Source organism: Pedobacter sp. JCM 36344 (assembly GCF_046546555.1).
Lineage (GTDB): Bacteria > Bacteroidota > Bacteroidia > Sphingobacteriales > Sphingobacteriaceae > Pedobacter.
Genome location: NZ_JBKHKK010000016.1, coordinates 1 through 16,884, shown reverse-complemented (window position 1 = coordinate 16,884; position 16,884 = coordinate 1). Strand labels below are relative to the sequence as shown.

Genomic DNA, 16,884 nt, shown 5'->3' with positions numbered 1-16,884 from the left:
ATGGAAATACAAAAACAGGAAATCAAACAGCTCTGCAGCAAGTTTATGCTGAACGGAATGGGCGCACAGCTGGATACATTGGTTAGTGGTGCAGAAAAAAAAAACATGGGCTTCATGCAGTTTACACTGGAACTGCTCCAAAGTGAGGCAGATCACCGTCAAAGCAAAGACCAGGCAAAACGAATTAAGGCTGCAGGGTTGCGAAAAAGCAATAACCTGGCGTATTATGACGCAGAAAAAAATGGCCTTAAAACAGTTCCACTGGCACAACTCAGAGAGTTAAACTGGATAGATCAATTGTTTAATATCGTGCTTATGGGGTCCAGCGGCACCGGGAAGACTTTTCTAGCGGCAGGACTAGCGGCTGATGCTGTTAAAGCTGGATACCGGGCTTACTTCGGGTCAATGGAGGATATTGTAAATACACTGAAGACCAAAGACTTTGGAAAATCACAAATGATCGAGTATAAAAGACTGCTTAAAGCGAATATGATCGTTCTGAATGATATCATGCGTTTCCACCTGGAAAAGAATATTGCAGTAGCTTTTTTCAACTTTATCAACCACATCTATGAATCCACCTCTATCGTAATTACCACCAATAAAAAGCCTACAGAATGGGCTAAGATGCTCGACGACGAAGTTATCGCCACTGCGCTGTTGGACAGGCTGCTTTTTAGGTGTGAGATGGTCAATTTAACTGGCGAAAGTTACCGGTTGGAGAACAGGCAAACGTTCTTTGAATCCTAAACTTTAATACCATACTTTTGACCCGAGCTATGTATTCATTCTTACCGTTTTCCGGACGGTATTCTTACCGAATGTTATGTACTCCTAAGGTTCTTCACCAATTTTGATGCACGTTAAAAAAGAAGAATATTTAACATTAAATAATTGATAATCAGCACAATAAATGAGCAATAGGCTTGTTTTCTTGAGTCCTTTTATGTATCTTAAAGCATTGAATAACAGATACTTGAACATTGATTTTGTCTAACTCTCCTAACCTAAATCTGGTAGCTTTGTTGTATGCTGACTGGAAGATAAGAATATACCATTTAGAAATACAAAATTCAACAATTAGGCTTTTTGCCAGAATAACAGGGAAACGCTCTAAGTGTCCTAACTGTTTGAAAAGCAGCCGTAGTGTACGATCGTGTTATTTTAGAACCTTAGCAGATTTGCCCATGGCTACAAATGCGGTTCTTATATCTCTTTGGATTCGCCGCTTTGCTTGTACAAACCCCAACTGCGAAAAACGAATATTCTCAGAACGGTGCAGTGAGTTAACAAGTCCTTATTCTAGGCGCACCGAAAGGGCTTCATTGTATTTAAAGCAGTTTATTATTAAAATATCTTCGAACAAAGGCGCCTATTTTTCAAAACTGATGAATATCCCCATCAGTAACAACACTTGCCTCAGGCTGGTCAAGTCCATGGCAATGCCAATAGACGATAATCTGCTGTGCATTGGTATAGATGATTAGGCTAAAGGAAAGAGAATGAACTATGGATCAATCATCGTTAATGCGGATACTGGACGCCCTATTGACCTTTTCAACAGCAGGGATTCCGGGGATGTTGTAAAATGGCTTTCAGGTCATCAAGAGATCAAATATGTAACCCGAGACAGGGCGACATCTTATGCAAGTGCAATTACAAAGCCGTTACCACAAGCAAAACAAATCGCAGATAGATTTCATCTAGTAAAAAATCTGGGTGACGCTATCCAAGAAGAAATCAAACGTGAATACAGCCATTTGAAAGAAGTTGCTAAAAATATATATGAGGCAATTGAATTAAAGAAGTCCATGAAAGTAATTCTGGAAGCCCAAAATGATGTTCAAGATAATGTTAAGATGGAGATGTCTTCAGTTATGATCCAGAAGAGGGAAAAGCTTTTTCAAATAACCAAGATGAAAAAAGATGGGCATAATATATCTGACATTGCTTGAAGAACGCAAACAGACAGAGCCACTATTGTGAAATACCTGGAACATGGTATACCTTCAACTAGACCTCGAAGTACTCGTGTAAATTATAATAGGTATATAGCTGAAATTAACCACATGGTCAGTCTGGAAATCAACCCAACCTCAATGTTTAAGTCCCTAAAGGATATAGGGTTGAAATGTTGTGAACGCTCTTTTACCAGATGGTTTAATATAAAATTTCATGATTATCAGCATAAATGGAACAGGGCATGTCATGAACCATTAAAAATCACTAAACCAGAAATTTGGATTAATTATATCCCTCCCCTAAGAAAGCTATCCATTTTTTTAACAAATCAAGAGTATGGAGTTGCAAAGGATACAGGTGAATGCTCAAAGGAAAAAGAAATCGTTGATGTACTGGTAAACGAAATTCCTCTTCTATCGAGTTTACGCAACCTTTATATCAACTTCAGAAATATTTTGAAAGGAGGATGTCATGAAAAATTGGATATCTGGATAAAAAATGACTAATCAATAGGCCTAAAAAAAATAGATCGCTTTTGTAATGGGTGAAAAAGGATATCGTGGCTGTAAAAAATGCCATAACCTATAATTGGACAAACGGACTGGTTGAAGGAAATGTAAACAGATTGAAAAACAAAAAGCGCGAGATGTATGGCAGGTGTTGTTTTCAGTTGCTTAGAAGAAAAGTCTGTCTTTCAGTAACGGGATAGGTGCATCAAAATTGGCGAAGAACCACTCCTAATTGCCAAAAATCCTGCAAGTATACTTACCGGCTACAAAGGCGCATAGAACTATGCAATCATGCGTTCTATCACCGACACATGCAAGAAAAATCAGCAGAAAATCTTAAATGCTTTCCTAACTATTGCTGATTCATAGGAGAACCTGAGTAGTTACTGGAAATGATTTATCCAAAGAATAATGCAACGGTTTATATACCCTTGGAGTTTAACGGGAAAGGAGGCGAAATTGTGTTAACAAACGACCCATAGAAGTAGCACTGTCAAGATTTACTGGCGTCTCAACAACAAATTTATTAGAACTACAACGAATTATCATCAGCTTGCGATAAGCCACTCAGCAGGAAAGCATTTATTAACAATAGTTGATGACAACAGGGGAAGACAGGTTAAGAATTTCATTATATTCGACAAAGACGTAAACCTTAGGTCTTATTAATCAATTGGCGTTCAACTGCTCCTAGCGTTATAAGATATTGTGCTGTCATATAGGTAGCCATAATTGCGACATTTGAACCAGCGAATCCAATCACAAATTTTTGATATGCCACTAAGGCATCAGATAGCATAAAACAAGCTACACCGACGAATATCAGGTTAAAGCTTACCACATTTACCCTTAGATGTCTAAATACTGCCATCATCATCATAAGACTGATCACTAACGTATAAGCCAAAACGGGAACACGCATAGCCCCTAAATAAGGTCTTAAGTAGAAAAAGAAAACAGTACTTAGAACGGCACAAAAGATGATTGCTAACCTCGCCCCTTTCTTATCCAAGTCCGGTGCGGACTTAAAATCAAGATAGAACGCCCTGGTGTAAGAAATATGACTTAACATAAAAGCGGCCAAGCCATAGCTAAAATACTTTTCATCTAAATGGACAAAGAGCAATAACAGGTCGCCAATTAGAGCCAATACCATTCCTATAAATAATCGCTTATGAAATCTACCCTTCAGTGAAGTTGTGGCAATTAAAAAAATTATCAGCCAGATGACTATTAATGGTGTAGTGAAAATTTTTAAACACTCGATATTAAAATATCTACCAACTAACTGAAGCAAGGAGATCAATAAAAATACCAGTAAAAATTTCAAGTGTTTCTTAAACATAACCATTAATAGACAAAAAAATAATTGATAAAAAAAGGCATTAATTAGAGGTTACTCTTATTAATGCCTTATATATATCAAATGATTAAAATAAATAAATTAGCTGGTTAGTAGCTCTTTTCAGTGCGATTATTGCGCTTGAAACCACCGCTGCCGCCTGCGGCACCTGTATTAGGTTTCTCTTGCGCCTCAGCTACTTTAATTCTATTGCCGTTGTAATCGCCACCATTCATACGCTTGATCGCTTCTTTTGCCTCTTCCTCAACAGGCATTTCTACGAAACCAAAACCACGGCTTTGACCAGTCTCACGATCTTTTATTATCCTAAGTGATTTTACTTGACCGAAATCACCAAATACGGCTGTCAATTCATCTTCCCCTACTTCTACTGGAAGGCCTGTAATAAATATCTTCATTAATGTTTAAAAATTTTCACAAAGTTAAGCAAAATTCGCTTAAAAACCAATGCGTGTGTCACTTATAAGTTTAATTAAGTAAATTAATAACATCTCAAAAAATGAAAATGTTTGACAAATAAAATAGTTTTTTTAGCAATAAAGAATCTAGTATCTTGGACCTTTAAACCAGAGCATTATATGAAAAGGTACTTACCTTTATTCCTTTTATTAGCAATACTAGTGTACTCCTGTGACTACAACTCTAAATCCGGATCTTCGATTAAAGAACCAAGTAGTAAAACTATTGTGATTCCTGATACAATAAAAGTTGACCGTGTCGCAAACAGAGACATGATGATTATTTTAAGCATTCTACCCGATACTTTAAGTAAATCCTTCAAATGGACAAGGGCTCAAAGGGGAGCTATGAGGGAATGCGTAGAAAAAAACGGTTATTTAGTAGATAGTGCTTCCGTTTTTAAATCGGTTAACATGTTTAAAAACAACCATATCGACCTTACTTTACCCGACGGAAATTTTCTACTGACAACCTATCAAATTCGAGATGGCCATTACGTAATTATTACTGTAGAGAATATAAAGTCAAGACAGACGGTTCATGCTTATGAACTTTATAAGTTCAGTTCAGCAGCATTAAACCTCGATAAATTATTAGGTAAATACTCCTTAAGTTACATGGTGGATCCGTCCAGTCAATCATGCCTTGGAATGCTGTATGATAAAAATCCCGATTTCGACTTCTTGATCTCAGCCGACGATAAAGTCATAATAAAAATTCATAATTATGATGAAGACGATTCGAAGGGATGTTTAAAAGGGAATTTATTAACATTGAAATTCAATACAATTAAGATGCCTTTTGATATAGAATCTATTACCTGGGCAGATTAGAGCATGGCTCGGATCGCTTTTTTTCGCTCTATTGAAATCTCGGAACCTTCCGCCAGAAAAACTGAAACTGGCTCCGTATTATCTAAAACCTTAAAATGATCACCGTAGGTTAAGCAGAAGTCGGCGTCAATCTGATAAGACTTTATAGCATACTGCTTCCATTTTGGGTGCCTTACTTCATATTCATTCGTAACTGATTTGTTATATCTTGAATATCCCCAATAATGTTCTGTGATAAACTCCGTTTCAGATGCTACGGGTATCTCCGACAAATTTGCATTAGCACAAACGCTTATCCCTTGCCATTTCCCTTTTGTCTTCCAATTATATTCTACCAGTAGGTCGTCATTTTTGATCTCCCAACTGTGTTTCATAGGTAGAGTCTGGTATTTCTCATTGTAGATGGTATTTGCAACAAATGATAATGCATACTTAGGCACAATTTCCTTGACAAAGACCGCGCCTCTTTTCCAAACACCTGCATCCTTATATCGTACATAGAACCGCAAGTTTACTTCCTCAAAATTAGTATGAAAAGGAACTGCGATACCTAATAGTCTGACATTCTTAAAAAGAAAGCCAATAAGACTAACATAGCAGGTATTATTCCAGAAGTCGAGCTCGGTGCCCACGGGTAAATACGGTAGCAACAAATCTCTATCTACTCTATAATTGGCCATTATCAACTTACGCCACTCTGCCTTTAAAAAACTCATCCTGCAAGATAATCAATCGTGCGTTATTACTATCTTGGTAAATAGTATATTATTTAAGAATTCATGAATACAAGAAAAAGCTTCCTAAAAACAGGAATTATTGGCGTAGCAGCAACCATTGCCAGCAAGCTAAGCACATTTAGTGCTCAAAATACCGTAATCAATATAGACAACGGTAGCCTTAGGCTCGGTATGGCGGGCTATTCTTTCCTAAATTTTAAGTTAGACAAATCACTTGAAATGATGACAAAGCTAGATATTCGATATTTGTGCATAAAAGACTTTCATTTGCCATACATGAGCACTGATACCGAGATTGCTGATTTCCAGTCGAAATTAAAAGTAGCTAATGTCATTGGTTATGCTGTCGGTCCCATCTACACAAAGACTAAGACTGAAATCGACAAGGCCTTTGAATACGCGAAGCGTGTCGGAGTAAATATGATTATTGGTATCCCTTTACACGCTGATCTTCCTTATGTCGAAAAAAAGGTTAAAGAATCGAATATTAAGTTTGCCATTCACAACCATGGTCCTGAAGATGAACTTTATCCGACCGTAGAAAGCATATATAGACACATATTGGGTTTAGATCCTCGGATAGGAATCTGTTTTGATATAGGTCATGACACCCGGGCAGGTAAAAATATTTCCCTCGATATGCAGAAGTATCACAAACGAATATTCGATATGCATCTTAAGAATGTGACTGCACCTTCAAACACTGGTACAACTTGTGAACTTGGACGGGGCATAATCGATATACCGGCGTTTTTCAAAGTACTCAAAAAATTAAATTATACGGGTTCTTGCTCATTAGAATATGAGAAAGACATGAAAGATCCTATAGCAGGTATTGCGGAATCAGTAGGGTATTTTCGGGGGGTATGTGACGCTTTAAGTCAATGATTTTGTGACTCTAAAGTCTTTTTATGTAGTTTAGCATCTACAAAATCGCACGCAAATTAAATTTAAAAAACTTGCGCTCACGCTAACACTTTTTTTCGCTTTTTTATGTAGTATACTCGCTAAGAAAGAATTGGAACTTAAATCTCCCAATGGAGCTATTATAGTGTCTCTGAAAATCACGGACGAAGTCCGCTATTCAGTTTCATGTAATGCTGATGAGCTTTTTACCAACAATAGCATGGCGTTAGAGTTGAAGAATGATGTACTGGGAAGTAGTCCCAAGCTATTAAGCGCCAAAGCCTCTGCTGGCAACAGTATAATCAAGCCGTATATTTCTTTAAAGTATTCCACGGTGACTTCTATATACAACAAATTGGTACTGACTTTTAAAGGCAACTATGCAGTTGAATTTCGGGTATTTAATAGTGGAATCGCCTTTCGTTTTATTACGAGCAAGAAGGGCGATATTGAAGTTTTGAACGAGCAGGTCGACTTGAATTTCCCCGCAAACTATGATTTGCATGTTCAACAGCCCGGCGGATTTGAGACTGCGTATGCAGAAAATTACTTAACAGTTAGTTCTGCAGATTGGAATACCAAAATGAGTACGTGACCAATCTTAATTGATACTAAAAAGCAATATAAAATCTTAGTTAGTGAATCAGATCTTAGCGACGATCCATGTCTATTTTTTAAAGGAAGTGGCAAAAATGCAATCAACTCTACATTTCCTAAAGCGCCATTAGAATTTGGGGAAGACAGCGATCGAAGTTTGAAAATAACCAAAGAGGCTGATTACATTGCCAGAACAGCTGGCAGTCGTAACATTCCTTGGAGATATTTTGGCATTACTACAGACGATAAACAATTAATAGAAAATACAATGACTTTACAGCTTGCATCAACAAGTGTTGTCAAGGATTCAAGCTGGATAAAACCAGGTCAGGTAAGTTGGGAATGACGCGGCTCCTTATGGACCAGATGTAAATTTCGAGTCTGGTTACAATCTCGAAACCTATAAATACTATATAGATTTTGCTGCTAAGTTTGGTTTGAAATATATCCTTATGGATGAAGGCTGGGCAAATAGCACTACAGATCCGTACACCCCCAATCCAAAGATGGATGTGCATGAGCTGATACGCTATGGTAAAGAAAAGAATGTAGGAGTGGTACTTTGGCTTACCTGATTAACTGTTTACAAGAACATGGAGTTACTCAAAACTTTCAAGGAATGGGGAGTGAAAGGTGTTAAAATTGATTTCATGAATCGCAGTGATAAGTGGATGATAAATTATTACGAGAGAGTAGCGAAAGAAGCTGCGAAAAATGAATTATTCGTTGATTTCCACGGTGCTTTTAAGCCCGCGGGATTGGAGTACAGATATCCTAATTTGATTTCTTACGAGGGAGTAAGAAGCTTGAAGCAAATGGGTGGAACACAGCCAAACAACAGTCTGCTTCTACCATTCATGAGCAACGCTGTTGGACCGATGGACTTCACCCCAGGTGCCATGATCAACATGAAACCAGAATCATATAGCGCCCAAAGACCAAATGCTGCAAGTAATTGGTATACGTGCCTATCAAATGGCCCTATTTGTAGTATTTGAAAGCGGCATCCAAATGATACCAGATAACCCAACCATTTACTACCGAAACCTGGACTGTACCGAGTTTATGACTTCTGTGCCGACAACTTGGGATGAAACTAAGGCCCTCGCAGCCAAAGTTGGTGAAATAGCCGTCGTTGTAAAGCGCAAAGATAATAAGTGGTTTATTAGCGGCATTACCAACGGCTCAAAGAAAGTAAGGAACTTACAGCTCAACCTAGATTTTTTTGAAACAGGCAAAAGCTATACTATGACTTATTTTGAAGACGGAATTAACGCTGGCAGACAAGCAATGGATTATAGAAAGAAAACCAGGCAAGTTAAAGCTGAAGACAAAATCGACATTAAAACGGTTAGAAATGGCGGTTATGCTGCTGTTATAATGCCGAACTAACCGGCCAGCCACTTCTCCATCTCAATGTTCTGATCAAAAGTTTTGGAGCGCCATTCTCGGAAGCAGAATAACCATGAAAAATTAGGTAATCTTTCCTGTTAAAGTTGGCCACGGCATTGTGGCCAACTCCATACCAATCTTTGTTGCCCTGTAAGACTAGCCGTCCTCCTCCTGCAGTTAATGATTTTCCTTTGTCATCTAGGAATGGGCCCGACACCTTCTCAGCTCTACCTACGATAATTTTATAAGTACTTTCTTTACCTCTGCAACAAAAACCAATCGAGGCAAAAAGATAGAAATATCTACCCTTCTTAAATATAAACGGTGCTTCAATTGCATTTATCCGATTTCCTCTACTCGCTATGGTAGGTAAATTTAATAACGACCCTTCAACTTTCAATCGGTTTGCAGATAACTTAACTAGTTTCAGTCCATCCCAAAACGAACCAAAACTCAGGTACGGAGTGCCATCGCTATCGGTAATAATATTCGGATCTATTGCGTTCCAATTTGTCATTCCGGCAATAGACTGAATAACCATACCATGGTCTATCCATTTGTAGGTGAGATCAGATCGGTCTAACGTAAGGTTAGTTGCCACTCCAATAGCAGAGGTATTCTTGCCAAATGTTGAAACAGAGTAGTACAGATAATATTTACCATTAAAAAATGAAATGTCAGGAGCCCAAATAAACCCATCAAATCCCGGCACTGCGTCCACTGCCCATTGCGGCGACACAGAAAACACCGACGGCTCAGATTTCCAATTAACCCGGTCGACCGAAGACCATACTTTGATGCCTTTTCCGGTACAATACAAATAGTAACTATTGCCTTTCTTTATTATTGCTGGATCATGAGCTCGGATATCGCGCCTGAGATCCTGAGACATGCTACTGTTAACGGAGCAGATAGTAGTCAATAAAAGGAATTTTATAAGTTTATTTAGCATATTAGGGCAAAATTAACAATCTTAAGCCTAGGAATGTACTACAAGCTCAAAACCATTTATCTATCTCATTTTAAGCTGCGAATATTAATTAACTTAATCGTTACTGGCTACTTCGCATTTCTCTTCTTTATTAAGGGGTTTGATAAATACCCACTCTACATGCTGGCACTTATGTTTAAGCTTACAGGATATTTCATCTCAGGACTTGTAGAGAGGGTGTTTTTCAAAGACATGCACCTCTACTACCGAAATATGAGATTAGGTTATAGTAAAGTTTTCGGTATTTTTTTCACTTTAGATTTCATTTTTATGGTTATCTTATTTAGCCTTATCTATCTATGCAAGAGTTATATATAGACAGCGTATCGCATAGATATGGAGAGAATCAAATAATCAATAGCGTATACTTAAAATGCGAATTTGGTGAGGTTGTCGGCGTATTGGGAAGAAATGGTTGCGGCAAGTCTACCCTCCTACAAATTATATTTGGCAGTATCCAACCGCAATACAAACATCTGAAAATTGATGACACCCTTATTGACAAAGGATACAAGACAGGCAAAATTTCCTATCTCCCACAGGGTAACTTTATCCCTGGAAAGATAAAGCTGAAAACACTTTTGAAACTGTACATAAATAAATACAGGAATGAAGTTCTACAGATTGACCTCATAAAAGAAAACTTGAATGTACCTATAAAAAACCTTTCTGGTGGTCAGGAAAGATTAGTGGAGTCATTATTAATTTTATATGGAGATAGCAAGTATGTACTTTTAGATGAACCATTTTCACAACTTGCTCCATTAATTTCAGAAGAACTGAAGACACATATTCTCAAACTAAAAGCCGTAAAAGGCTTTATCATAACTGACCATCATTATAAACAAATTTTGGATATATCGTCAAGGATCGTGTTGCTTCACAATGGAGGCAATTACAATATTAATACTACAGAAGACCTTAAGATTCATGGTTATCTTCCAGCCGACCGCAATTAGGAGGGCTTAAAATGAAAGCTTTAAGGTCTTCTATCGCTGCAATAACGTCGTTGTTGCAGCAAGGAGTCACCCTGTTTGATTAGTCAGCATTACGATCTTGGTCCTTAATAAAACCACAGTGACTGATTGAATAGGCCTTTCAGATATCTTGTCCATAACTTGTCATTCAAAATCCGTTTGAGCATTAGCAGTTTTGATAACTAGAATCAACAGAAAGAGGACACTTAACTTGAGAGAGAAAGCATTAAACATACCTCAAATGAAAGAAATTCTTTAAAAAGTCTTAATTGGCATATTTCTTTATTCTAATATTTCTGAACTCCACCCTCATCTCAGAGGTAACGTGTGCTTGCAAACCTAGAAAACCAGAGAACTTCCTGTTTTTAACATCATTGTCGATAGCATCACTCATCAATACGCCGTTAATATAATGTTGCATGCGGTTTCCCTTGGCAATTATATGATACTCATTCCAATCATTCAATTTTAATACCTGCGAAAGCGAGTCAGTGCTCCCAAAAGACTCCTCTAGAACTGGCTTTCCTGCTGCATCAATTACTACTTTTTGTCCTCGCTTTGCAATAAATCCTCGGCCGCGCTCCTCATAGTTCAAACCAGTATATTCATTCTTTCCATCAATATCTGCCTGATAACCTTTCAATCCGTAAGTAATTCCGGGTACCAATTCGCTACGATATTGAATTCCACTATTGCCGCCGGCAGAAATCTTGTACTGAATTTTTAATTCAAAGTCGGCAACATCCCCTCCTTCCCAAATCAAAAAAGTGTTTTCCTTTAATTGTTTTTCAGGAGTAACCTCTCCAACAATCACTCCTTTCTCTACTTTCCAATGGGCCGAATCCCCCTTCCATCCTTTCAAGCTTTTACCATCAAAAATCCTAACGAAGCCTTTCTTCTGACTCATCGCCGATAAACCTAAAAAGCAACACAATGAAACGAGAACAGCAAACTTTAAATACATTTCATATCGATTAGATTATTACTTTACAGCGGGTTTGAAAACTTTATTTTCCTTATTACCTCCAGATACGAGGTAAGCAATCAAATCTTTTAATTCTTCTTTATTCAAACTATTGATCATACCAGGCATCATAATAGAAAGTTTAGAAACGGAAGTTACTATTACATCCTTCTTACTAATTGAACGAAGCGTTTGAGGCGAAAACGGATTTTGAGAGATGAAGATCTTGTCTTTCGTTTCACTTTTAAACCTACCCAATATAGAACTACCATCCCTTAAATAATAGGATGTTGCAGCATACTGATCTGAAATCACCTTGTTAGGGTTAATAATAGCCTCCAAAATATCCTTCTCAGAAAAGCGCGTTCCCAAATGTGTCAAATCCGGACCCACTGATCCACCTTCTGCACCAATGCTATGGCAGGACCGGCACATGGTCGCGGCGAACATCATCTTCCCATTTGCAAAGTTCCTGTTCAGTAAACTATCCTTAACCACCGCAACTGCCTCGTCAAGCTTCCATTCTTTACCCGGCCCTTTAGGCTGCACGATATCAGCGAACTTAAGCTGATTGTTATCAACCAAATCATTTCCAGATACCTTATCGAAATGAGCAAATTGCTCTTTCGGTACATTACCTAAAGCCGTTTTTCTTGCGGCATTAATATAGCCGATATAGCTATTCCCTCCCTTGTAAGAAAAAGCCTTATAAAACCATTTAAAATATTTCTCTCTCAATGCCGGCGTCCATCCCTGCCTTGCCTCACTAAGCGCAACTGCATAATAGGTTTGTTGCGAGGGAGGAGTTTTCGATAACATCTTCGCGAGATCCATTCCATACTGCGGATTCTTTAAGATAAGATCAGTGGAGTTGGCCAATGCCTCTTGATTACCAGTACCATCTGTTGCGACATCTAATAGCGAAAGTGTTTTAGCTACAACCCTTTCATCGCCAAGATAAACCAAAAGCTTACTTAGCATACGGTTAAGATCGTTGCGCTTCGAAGGATATTGAGCATTTAGATACGACTTCAGTTTAATTTTGTCAGCAGGGAGCTGCTGTCCCGTCCTTAATAAGGTCAGCTCCATAGCACGCAGAAAATCAATTTGTTGCGCCTCATTCAGGCCACTAAATTTCACTTTGATTAGCGCATTCAACATTTTGCTATTCATAGCCTTATCCGCGTTTCTTGCCAAAGCAATTATCGCCTGAGTCAAAATGATAGGATCAGTCTCTGAAAGTGCTTTCCCTTGCCACGCAATCAAAGGCTGATGCTCTATTGCAATTCGCGCGGCATATCTTATATTCCTATCTTTGTTTTTTAAATTGGGCCATGCAGTTTCAATGGCTTTAGGATTAGGCCCTTTATGAAACTCCTCCAATTCCCTTCTTAATTTTTGCGCCTGTAAAGCTGCACCAGATAACTTTGATACCAGTGAATCGTTAGGCAGCGAATTGTCGCCGTAATAAACACGGTACAAATCAGACTCTAAACTTCTTCCACCGGTAAGGAAATATAGTGCACCATCTGGACCAATCTTGCCATCTGTAAGTGGCAAAGCCTGCCCCGATAAAAACTCTTCTGCGGTGGTTTTGTAAGATGCTCCATCTGGAATTAAATGAACAGCGTAAATGATACCGAATGTCCAGTCAAACGCCAGTAGACTTCTCCTGTATTTCTCTGGAAATCTGGCGTCTTTTCCGCTGATGAGGTTTGTTGGCGATCCAGGTCCTATATTTAGAATAGCCGGAAGGTTGTCAGGGTAATCCGGAGACCATGTTCCTGTTCCAGTTCTCCATCCAAATTCACTTCCACTTGGCGCATGCAGAATCCGCGTTGGTCGGTACCATGGCGTTCCAAAATCCCATTCCATGTCTCCATCATAAACGAATAGTTCACCGTCTTCATTAAAGGTAAGATCAAATGGATTTCTATATCCCGCAGTGATCAGATCCCATTCTATACCAGTTTCATTGGTGCGCGCCACAAATGCACCGGGTGCGTAGCGGTCGGTAGCATGTCCATTAGGGTCCTTTATCAGCGGAAAAGCATTGTCTTCTTTCCATGTCCTGGGCAATAAATACTTATCCATTGGAGGCATATCCGTATAGTTACCCAAAATCATGTAAATGGATTTTCCATCGGGCGACAACACCAAACTATGTGGTCCATGCTCTCCCTCACCATTAAAAGCCTTAAGTAAAGTTACTTTATCGTATTGATCGTCTCCATTTGTATCCTCTAGGCGATACAATCCACTACCCTGCTTAAACTTATCGTCGCTTTTATGATTTACCATCACATACAGGCTATTGAATGCATAAAGTAGACCGTGCGCATATCCCATCCCTATTTTAGACACAGTTGTATCTCCGATAATCAGCTTTTCAATTTTGATCTTAACTGCATTTGTATCCGCACCTATCGGAGGGATAACGATTCTGTAAAGAAAACCATTCTGATCTGATGCGATCATCCGCCCTTTATCATCAAAGGTCATGGCAACCCATGAACCGTTTTTATGTTCCGAAGGACTGTATAAATGTTCCGCTTTAAAATCAGCAAGCAATTTCAGTTTATCGACCTTAGGGCCAGTGATAACTGTTTTGAATGTTGTGAAGGAGAGGGCAAAAATAATAAACGCAGAAAAAAAGACGAGTAGCCCGGCAGACATGTTCCTTTTGATGGTCATAATATTGGTTTCAATGTGGTTATTACAAGTTTATGATGTATAAACCACAATAGCAACCTGATCTATCCTGTTTCTTTGTAATTTATTTGTTGGCTGCCTTTTCTGTAGGATTACAAAATGTTTAAATTAAAGTTGATTCTGATCATCATTACTTGTGATGCTATCAATTGACTGGACTAGACTCCTTATCGGCGAAGAAAACTTAAAATTCTTACTAGAGATTTCCTTTCGCACAATCATCATGTATTTTACCATCCTAATTGGAGTGAGGTTACTAAGTAAAAGAGGTATGATACAGCATTCTATATTCGAATTCGCAGTTATTATCAGCATAGGTCCTGCTGCTGGCGATCTGATGTTTTACAAAGAAATAGGACCATTGACGCCTATTGTGATATTCGCAGTCATTGTAGAAGTCAAAGGTGTATACTCGGTGGAAGCGGAAGAATTCAATATTGAGGGCTTCAAAAAGGAGAACTTCGCTGCTGACGAATTCATTTCGGAGTTGGGACAACAGAGCATCTATCACCTTGGGGAAATTGATAAAGCCATTCTTAATACATCAGGTAATGTTGAGCGGTTACCCCACACAACAGATACCCATTATCACAAGTGCAATTGTAAAATGTGGGTGAGAGCGATCAACAACTATCCTATTAATTGAAAAAAGATGACTCTTATTTAGAATACTGCGCAATCAACTCATTGACCTGCAAATTGCCCCTCATTTCTTTTACGGCTTTTAAGTCAGCCAAACCTCCAGCAGTATCGTTCAATCTAAGCTTACAAATTGCACGCTTATACACGTTATTTTCATTCTCAGGGTAATTCTTTAAGGCAGCGTCATAATATTGAACAGCAACATCAAACTTACCATTGTTGAAAAATACGTCTCCCTGACTACTGTATACAACTGACGGTTGAATCATAGCGCTTGCCACATATCTTGCCTCCACAAACATCCTCACTGCCACTGGCTTCCCGTTTAGCAGAGCAGGCTTCCATTTGCCCTTCACTTTTTTGAAAGCTTTTAAATACATATCATCGTATGCCTGCCAAATACCCCTAATAACCTTAACGCTATCTGCTACTCCATTTTTATCGACGATAAAACTCATTCGGAAAAGCGCCGTACCCTGCTCACCGACTTTATCTTTCAGATCCTCCATTGCATAACTCTCAAAACCCTCAGGAAGACCGAACTTAGCATAAAGTAATGAAGACTGATTGTAAACGGTATCGCGTCCAGCAATAGTAAAATCATTACTTGCAACCTTTGATTGCGCTTGCCGTACTAAATCTTCACGAACAAAAGTATAGATGATCGCATCAGGGTCTGCAAATCCTCTAGGTCCTTTACGGAGTATATTTAAAGTATCTGCACCACGCTTGCTGATCAAGAAGTTACTTACGATAACTCCTGAAGCATTATTTATGATCAACTGGTCTTTTTTTATCTGATAGTAAGTCAACGCACCCCTACTTTCCGCCTTTGTTGTGCTGTACATCTTATTAGCTTCGTCAAAAGTATATTTCACAAAAGTATACTTAAGCGGATTTTCATCAGGCAAAGCGGCTCCGTCTTTAAATGTGATATTGGTTATCACCCATTGCCCGTAGATTTCCGAAGGCTTAACTTGTGCAAAAGCGGTTGTTGAAAGCGTCACAAAGCATAACAGAACATTGTAGTTTAATTTGGTCATGGCACTAAAATAGGGAAAGAATCAGAATGCACGAAACTTTCTTAAGGAAGGAAATATTAACATTCGTGTTAATCTATTCTTTATTAGGTAAATGCAATAACAATAATGCAAAAGCAGCGTCAGCAAACGCCAAAAAACCCCAATATCAATAGCAAAATAAAAAGCGACATCCAACGATGCCGGTTTTTATTTTAGGTCCGACCCAAATTACTCGTCCTAAAACTCGGAAAGGCCTTATTGGTACCCTCTCACACCTAGCCTAACTTAAAGACCAATTGTCTACACTATTTTGAACGTATTATTTACATATAGTAAAGAATAAAACCTCTTCAATACCCTGTCATATGTAATATTAGTTGGCCTAAGTAATGATGTTGCTAAGCTGGGACCTTCGAACGCAAAGTCTCCCGCCGCAGATTCGCCACTGCCCGCATCAAACTCTGTGGTATAATTGCCTGTTAGCTTTCTAATCCTATTACTGTCAAAATTTGCAACATAGAATACATCTTCAGTTAAAGATCGCCTTTTTTAGTATCGTACGTAACTTCTATAAAGCCGGAATAGGCATAGAAAGCATTCCTATTGTTAACTAATCTCAGGAAGGATTGGACAATACTTAAAGTCCTTGCGGCGCTTTTCGATGCTCCAATCGGAATTAATGCTCCAGCCTAAGGAAAAAAAGAAGTTAAGTCCTGTCCTTTTTTCATCCAATCCTACATTTATTTCAACAGACTTTGAAGGAGTATTATCTTTAAAAATACTACCTGTTATGGATTTTGATTTTACAGTATAGCTAA

17 protein-coding genes and 2 pseudogenes are annotated in these 16,884 nt (G+C 38.5%); 11 read left to right on the top strand and 8 right to left on the bottom strand.

Annotated features, from left to right (window positions below; genetic code table 11):
* The 4 genes from istB (at position 1) to ACHFIZ_RS14715 (ending at position 3,140) form a co-directional block, all read left to right on the top strand.
* Positions 1 to 750, top strand: coding sequence for an IS21-like element helper ATPase IstB (istB, locus tag ACHFIZ_RS14730; protein ID WP_410887157.1), 750 nt, complete (start codon positions 1 to 3; stop codon positions 748 to 750).
* Between the two features lie 752 nt (positions 751 to 1,502).
* Positions 1,503 to 1,955: an ISL3 family transposase gene (locus ACHFIZ_RS14725; RefSeq protein WP_410887155.1), complete on the top strand. Its 453-nt coding sequence runs from the start codon at positions 1,503 to 1,505 to the stop codon at positions 1,953 to 1,955.
* A gap of 144 nt (positions 1,956 to 2,099) precedes the next feature.
* On the top strand, positions 2,100 to 2,468 hold the full coding sequence (locus ACHFIZ_RS14720; RefSeq protein WP_410887153.1) for a hypothetical protein: 369 nt from the start codon (positions 2,100 to 2,102) through the stop codon (positions 2,466 to 2,468).
* A gap of 501 nt (positions 2,469 to 2,969) precedes the next feature.
* Complete coding sequence (locus ACHFIZ_RS14715; protein WP_410887332.1) at positions 2,970 to 3,140, top strand: hypothetical protein; 171 nt, start codon at positions 2,970 to 2,972, stop codon at positions 3,138 to 3,140.
* Here ACHFIZ_RS14715 and ACHFIZ_RS14710 read toward each other — a convergent pair.
* Together ACHFIZ_RS14710 and ACHFIZ_RS14705 are read right to left on the bottom strand one after the other, a co-directional pair.
* Positions 3,127 to 3,816 (bottom strand): lysoplasmalogenase, encoded by a 690-nt coding sequence (locus ACHFIZ_RS14710; protein ID WP_410887151.1) that lies wholly within the window; start codon positions 3,814 to 3,816, stop codon positions 3,127 to 3,129. The two genes, ACHFIZ_RS14715 and ACHFIZ_RS14710, sit on opposite strands and share 14 nt — an antisense overlap.
* Before the next feature lie 107 nt (positions 3,817 to 3,923).
* Positions 3,924 to 4,232, bottom strand: coding sequence for an RNA recognition motif domain-containing protein (locus ACHFIZ_RS14705; RefSeq protein WP_410887149.1), 309 nt, complete (start codon positions 4,230 to 4,232; stop codon positions 3,924 to 3,926).
* Positions 4,233 to 4,412: 180 nt separating this feature from the next.
* Here ACHFIZ_RS14705 and ACHFIZ_RS14700 point away from each other — a divergent pair, with 180 nt between their 5' ends.
* A complete protein-coding gene (locus ACHFIZ_RS14700) occupies positions 4,413 to 5,126 on the top strand; it encodes a hypothetical protein (RefSeq protein WP_410887147.1) in 714 nt (237 codons plus the stop codon).
* Here ACHFIZ_RS14700 and ACHFIZ_RS14695 read toward each other — a convergent pair.
* Positions 5,123 to 5,842: a YqjF family protein gene (locus ACHFIZ_RS14695; RefSeq protein WP_410887145.1), complete on the bottom strand. Its 720-nt coding sequence runs from the start codon at positions 5,840 to 5,842 to the stop codon at positions 5,123 to 5,125. The two genes, ACHFIZ_RS14700 and ACHFIZ_RS14695, sit on opposite strands and share 4 nt — an antisense overlap.
* A gap of 63 nt (positions 5,843 to 5,905) precedes the next feature.
* Between ACHFIZ_RS14695 and ACHFIZ_RS14690 the strand changes: the two genes are divergently transcribed.
* The 4 genes and pseudogenes from ACHFIZ_RS14690 to ACHFIZ_RS14675 all read left to right on the top strand — a co-directional run bounded on the left by ACHFIZ_RS14690 (position 5,906) and on the right by ACHFIZ_RS14675 (position 8,758).
* Positions 5,906 to 6,751, top strand: coding sequence for a sugar phosphate isomerase/epimerase family protein (locus ACHFIZ_RS14690; RefSeq protein WP_410887143.1), 846 nt, complete (start codon positions 5,906 to 5,908; stop codon positions 6,749 to 6,751).
* Between the two features lie 163 nt (positions 6,752 to 6,914).
* Positions 6,915 to 7,712: pseudogene (locus ACHFIZ_RS14685) on the top strand (glycoside hydrolase family 97 N-terminal domain-containing protein).
* A gap of 67 nt (positions 7,713 to 7,779) precedes the next feature.
* Positions 7,780 to 8,364 (top strand): annotated as a pseudogene (locus tag ACHFIZ_RS14680) (glycoside hydrolase family 97 catalytic domain-containing protein).
* Complete coding sequence (locus ACHFIZ_RS14675; RefSeq protein ID WP_410887141.1) at positions 8,309 to 8,758, top strand: glycoside hydrolase family 97 C-terminal domain-containing protein; 450 nt, start codon at positions 8,309 to 8,311, stop codon at positions 8,756 to 8,758. Before ACHFIZ_RS14680 ends, ACHFIZ_RS14675 begins: the two are co-directional and overlap by 56 nt.
* Here ACHFIZ_RS14675 and ACHFIZ_RS14670 read toward each other — a convergent pair.
* The gene (locus ACHFIZ_RS14670; protein ID WP_410887139.1) at positions 8,742 to 9,710 is read right to left on the bottom strand and encodes a family 43 glycosylhydrolase; all 969 of its coding nucleotides are present in this window, start codon (positions 9,708 to 9,710) and stop codon (positions 8,742 to 8,744) included. The two genes, ACHFIZ_RS14675 and ACHFIZ_RS14670, sit on opposite strands and share 17 nt — an antisense overlap.
* Positions 9,711 to 10,048: 338 nt before the next feature.
* Between ACHFIZ_RS14670 and ACHFIZ_RS14665 the strand changes: the two genes are divergently transcribed.
* Positions 10,049 to 10,708, top strand: coding sequence for an ATP-binding cassette domain-containing protein (locus tag ACHFIZ_RS14665; RefSeq protein ID WP_410887137.1), 660 nt, complete (start codon positions 10,049 to 10,051; stop codon positions 10,706 to 10,708).
* Positions 10,709 to 10,991: 283 nt separating this feature from the next.
* On the opposite strand, the gene ACHFIZ_RS14660 is transcribed toward ACHFIZ_RS14665, so the two are convergent.
* The gene (locus tag ACHFIZ_RS14660) at positions 10,992 to 11,690 is read right to left on the bottom strand and encodes a DUF1080 domain-containing protein (RefSeq protein WP_410887135.1); all 699 of its coding nucleotides are present in this window, start codon (positions 11,688 to 11,690) and stop codon (positions 10,992 to 10,994) included.
* 18 nt (positions 11,691 to 11,708) lie between these two features.
* Complete coding sequence (locus ACHFIZ_RS14655) at positions 11,709 to 14,384, bottom strand: heme-binding protein (protein WP_410887134.1); 2,676 nt, start codon at positions 14,382 to 14,384, stop codon at positions 11,709 to 11,711.
* A 157-nt stretch (positions 14,385 to 14,541) separates the two neighbouring features.
* Between ACHFIZ_RS14655 and ACHFIZ_RS14650 the strand changes: the two genes are divergently transcribed.
* Positions 14,542 to 15,048, top strand: coding sequence for a YetF domain-containing protein (locus ACHFIZ_RS14650; RefSeq protein ID WP_410887132.1), 507 nt, complete (start codon positions 14,542 to 14,544; stop codon positions 15,046 to 15,048).
* Positions 15,049 to 15,061: 13 nt separating this feature from the next.
* On the opposite strand, the gene ACHFIZ_RS14645 is transcribed toward ACHFIZ_RS14650, so the two are convergent.
* Both ACHFIZ_RS14645 and ACHFIZ_RS14640 read right to left on the bottom strand, forming a co-directional pair.
* A complete protein-coding gene (locus ACHFIZ_RS14645) occupies positions 15,062 to 16,087 on the bottom strand; it encodes a hypothetical protein (RefSeq protein ID WP_410887130.1) in 1,026 nt (341 codons plus the stop codon).
* A gap of 585 nt (positions 16,088 to 16,672) precedes the next feature.
* The coding region (locus ACHFIZ_RS14640) for a hypothetical protein (RefSeq protein ID WP_410887128.1) at positions 16,673 to 16,884 on the bottom strand (212 nt) is incomplete at its 5' end.

What these genes read in the sequence shown, in the direction of transcription:
- istB (WP_410887157.1), top strand. Translation starts at nt 1, where the DNA reads ATGGAAATACAAAAACAGGAAATCAAACAGCTCTGCAGCAAGTTTATG.
- ACHFIZ_RS14725 (WP_410887155.1), top strand. Translation starts at nt 1,503, where the DNA reads ATGAACTATGGATCAATCATCGTTAATGCGGATACTGGACGCCCTATT.
- ACHFIZ_RS14720 (WP_410887153.1), top strand. Translation starts at nt 2,100, where the DNA reads ATGTTTAAGTCCCTAAAGGATATAGGGTTGAAATGTTGTGAACGCTCT.
- ACHFIZ_RS14710 (WP_410887151.1), bottom strand. Translation starts at nt 3,816, where the DNA reads ATGTTTAAGAAACACTTGAAATTTTTACTGGTATTTTTATTGATCTCC.
- ACHFIZ_RS14705 (WP_410887149.1), bottom strand. Translation starts at nt 4,232, where the DNA reads ATGAAGATATTTATTACAGGCCTTCCAGTAGAAGTAGGGGAAGATGAA.
- ACHFIZ_RS14700 (WP_410887147.1), top strand. Translation starts at nt 4,413, where the DNA reads ATGAAAAGGTACTTACCTTTATTCCTTTTATTAGCAATACTAGTGTAC.
- ACHFIZ_RS14695 (WP_410887145.1), bottom strand. Translation starts at nt 5,842, where the DNA reads ATGAGTTTTTTAAAGGCAGAGTGGCGTAAGTTGATAATGGCCAATTAT.
- ACHFIZ_RS14690 (WP_410887143.1), top strand. Translation starts at nt 5,906, where the DNA reads ATGAATACAAGAAAAAGCTTCCTAAAAACAGGAATTATTGGCGTAGCA.
- ACHFIZ_RS14675 (WP_410887141.1), top strand. Translation starts at nt 8,309, where the DNA reads ATGCTGCAAGTAATTGGTATACGTGCCTATCAAATGGCCCTATTTGTA.
- ACHFIZ_RS14670 (WP_410887139.1), bottom strand. Translation starts at nt 9,710, where the DNA reads ATGCTAAATAAACTTATAAAATTCCTTTTATTGACTACTATCTGCTCC.
- ACHFIZ_RS14665 (WP_410887137.1), top strand. Translation starts at nt 10,049, where the DNA reads ATGCAAGAGTTATATATAGACAGCGTATCGCATAGATATGGAGAGAAT.
- ACHFIZ_RS14660 (WP_410887135.1), bottom strand. Translation starts at nt 11,690, where the DNA reads ATGTATTTAAAGTTTGCTGTTCTCGTTTCATTGTGTTGCTTTTTAGGT.
- ACHFIZ_RS14655 (WP_410887134.1), bottom strand. Translation starts at nt 14,384, where the DNA reads ATGACCATCAAAAGGAACATGTCTGCCGGGCTACTCGTCTTTTTTTCT.
- ACHFIZ_RS14650 (WP_410887132.1), top strand. Translation starts at nt 14,542, where the DNA reads ATGCTATCAATTGACTGGACTAGACTCCTTATCGGCGAAGAAAACTTA.
- ACHFIZ_RS14645 (WP_410887130.1), bottom strand. Translation starts at nt 16,087, where the DNA reads ATGACCAAATTAAACTACAATGTTCTGTTATGCTTTGTGACGCTTTCA.